Source organism: Methylibium sp. T29, assembly GCF_000576205.1.
Classification (GTDB): Bacteria; Pseudomonadota; Gammaproteobacteria; order Burkholderiales; family Burkholderiaceae_C; genus Methylibium; species Methylibium petroleiphilum.
On the sequence record NZ_AZND01000380.1, the window covers coordinates 1 to 2,487 of the forward strand.

The window sequence follows — 2,487 nt, forward strand, 5'->3', positions numbered from 1 at the left end:
GCCACGGCCGCGCCGTACAGCGCCGCCAGCGGCCGCAGCGCCCAGGCCACCGGCCGCGGCGCAGCACTGCTGGGTCAGAGGCTTCGAGCGGTGCGCGCCAGGGCACGCGGGGCCGGTCCGCATTCAACGCGGCTCGGCATCGGCGCCGTTGCGGCTGCCTTGGGTCGCGAACGTCAGCTGCTGCAGTCCCGCACGACGGGCCGCGTCCAGCACATTGATCACGCTCTGGTGGGCCGCACTCGCGTCGGCGGAGACGATCACCACCCGGTCGTTCTGGCCCGCGGCGGCGGCAGCCAGGGCGGCTGTCAGCGTGGCGAGGTCACGACCCGCGACCGCGTCGCGGTTGACCGTGTAGCGCCCGTCGCTCGCGACGCCGACGATGATCTCCTTCGGATAGTCGCGGGCGCGTTCCGAATCGGCCACCGGCAGGTTCACCTTCAACTCGGTGAACTTGGAGTAGGTGGTCGAGAGCATCAGGAAGATCAGGATCACCAGCAGCACGTCGATGAACGGGATCAGGTTGATCTCCGGCTCCTCGCTGCGGCGGTGGCGGAAGTTCATCGCCATGGTCGTCGGGCCCGGTGCCGCTGCTCAGTTCTGGCGCGAAGTGAAGCGCAGCAGGTGCGGCATGATGCGCTCGCTGGCCTGCTCGAGATCGATCGTGTACTCGTCGACTCGCCCGCGGAAGTAGCGGTAGAACATCAGCGACGGGATGGCCACCACCAGCCCGAAGGCCGTGTTGTAGAGCGCGATCGAGATGCCGTGCGCCAGTTGCTCCGGGTTGCCGCCGACGCCGGCGGTGGTGGCCGGGGCCTGCGAGCCGAAGATCTCGATCATGCCCACCACCGTGCCGAACAGCCCCAGCAGCGGCGCTGCCGAGGCGATCGTGCCCAGGGTGTTCAGGTAGCGCTCGAGACGGTGCACGGCGGCACGTCCGGCGGTCTCGAAGGCGATGCGCAGGCCGTCCTCTGTGATGCGCGGGTCGGCGATCACCGCGCGCAGGCCGCTGGCCAGCACGCTGCCCAGCACCGAGTTGGCCGACAGCTTGTTCACCACCTCGGGCGCCGGCAGGCTCTTGCTGGTGACGGAGATGACTTCATCGAGCAGTCGCTGCGGCACGACGCGCACGGTGCGCAGGCTGCTGAATCGCTCGATCACGAGCGCCAGCGCAACGATGGAACACAGGATCAGCGGCCAGATCGGCCAGCCCGCGGCTTGTATGATCGAAAACAACGAGGTTCTCCTGATTCGGGTCGCGGCGATTATGGCCCGGCCCAGGTGGTGCCTGCCGCGACAGCCCCTCGAGTTCGTTGCCGCATTCGTCCACCGTTGTTGTGGATAACTTTGTGGGCAACCACCTCGCCCCCCGCCTCAAACGCCCGCCAGTCAAGGCCGCGAACAGATTGCTCAAACAATGAGCACAAAAAAACTCTTTGGAATCAAAGGCTTGCACAACTTTGACAGGCTCATGACGGGGTCAGTGTGGTGCGCGGCCTTATTTGGCGCGGCTGTGGAGTTCCGGCCCCGCATTTCGAGGGGGCTCGGAGCGTATCGAGGCCGTTGCGATGGCCACGGCTGATCGCCCCGCGGCGCGTGGCGTGATGCCCGTGGAGGAGGGCGCAGGCCGTGCCATCGGGCCCCGGGTCTGGGAGGTCGCTGCGCTGGTGCATGCGGTCGCCGACACGCTGGCGGCGCGCTTCGCGTCCGTCGCCGTGCGCGGCGAGGTGTCCGGCTACACCCGAGCCGCCAGCGGCCATTGCTACTTCACGCTGAAGGACGCCGAAGGCACGGCCGCGCTGCGCTGCGCGATGTTCCGCCGTGCCGCGAGCCTGCTCGACTTCGCGCCCGAGGAGGGGCATCTCGTCGAGTTGCGCGGTCGTCTGGCGGTGTATGAGCCACGTGGCGAACTGCAGTTCGTCGTCGAATCGATGCAGCGTGCCGGCGCAGGCGCCCTCTACGAGCGCTTCCTGCGGCTCAAGGCCCAGCTCGAGGCCGAGGGCCTGTTCGACGCGACGCGCAAACGAACGATCGTCCGCCACCCTGCCTGCATCGGCGTGGTCACGTCGCTTGCGGCGGCGGCCCTGCACGACGTGCTGACCGCGTTGCAGCGCCGAGCGCCGCAGGTGCGCGTGATCGTCTACCCGAGCCCGGTGCAGGGCGCCGAGGCCCCGGCGGCGTTGGCCGCAGCGATCGAGACCGCCGGACGGCACGGCCGGGCCGACACGCTGATCGTCGCCCGGGGCGGTGGTTCGCTGGAAGACCTGTGGGCCTTCAACGAGGCGCTGGTGGTGCGTGCCGTCGCGGCCAGCCGCATCCCGGTGATCGCCGGCATCGGCCACGAAACCGACGTGAGCCTGGTCGACTTCGCCGCCGACCTGCGCGCACCGACGCGACCGCTGCGGCCGAGCTGGCCGCCATGCCGCGCGAAGAGGCGCTGGCGGTGCTGCACGATCTGGAGCGGCGCGCCAGACGCGGCGTGGCGCTGCG

The 2,487-nt window shown here is 69.4% G+C and carries 2 protein-coding genes and 1 pseudogene; 1 reads left to right on the top strand and 2 read right to left on the bottom strand.

The annotated features are described in order from the left end of the window. Positions 1–123: 123 nt before the first annotated feature. Both x551_RS21120 and x551_RS21125 read right to left on the bottom strand, forming a co-directional pair. Complete coding sequence (locus x551_RS21120; protein WP_036235919.1) at positions 124–561, bottom strand: biopolymer transporter ExbD; 438 nt, start codon at positions 559–561, stop codon at positions 124–126. Positions 562–591: 30 nt separating this feature from the next. Then, positions 592–1,233: a MotA/TolQ/ExbB proton channel family protein gene (locus tag x551_RS21125; protein ID WP_036235916.1), complete on the bottom strand. Its 642-nt coding sequence runs from the start codon at positions 1,231–1,233 to the stop codon at positions 592–594. Between the two features lie 368 nt (positions 1,234–1,601). Here x551_RS21125 and xseA point away from each other — a divergent pair. Continuing rightward, positions 1,602–2,487: pseudogene (gene xseA / locus x551_RS21130) on the top strand (exodeoxyribonuclease VII large subunit); the annotation flags it as partial.

Bases quoted from the DNA above. Each gene is read 5' to 3' on its own strand.
- x551_RS21120 (WP_036235919.1), bottom strand. From the start codon at position 561: ATGAACTTCCGCCACCGCCGCAGCGAGGAGCCGGAGATCAACCTGATC.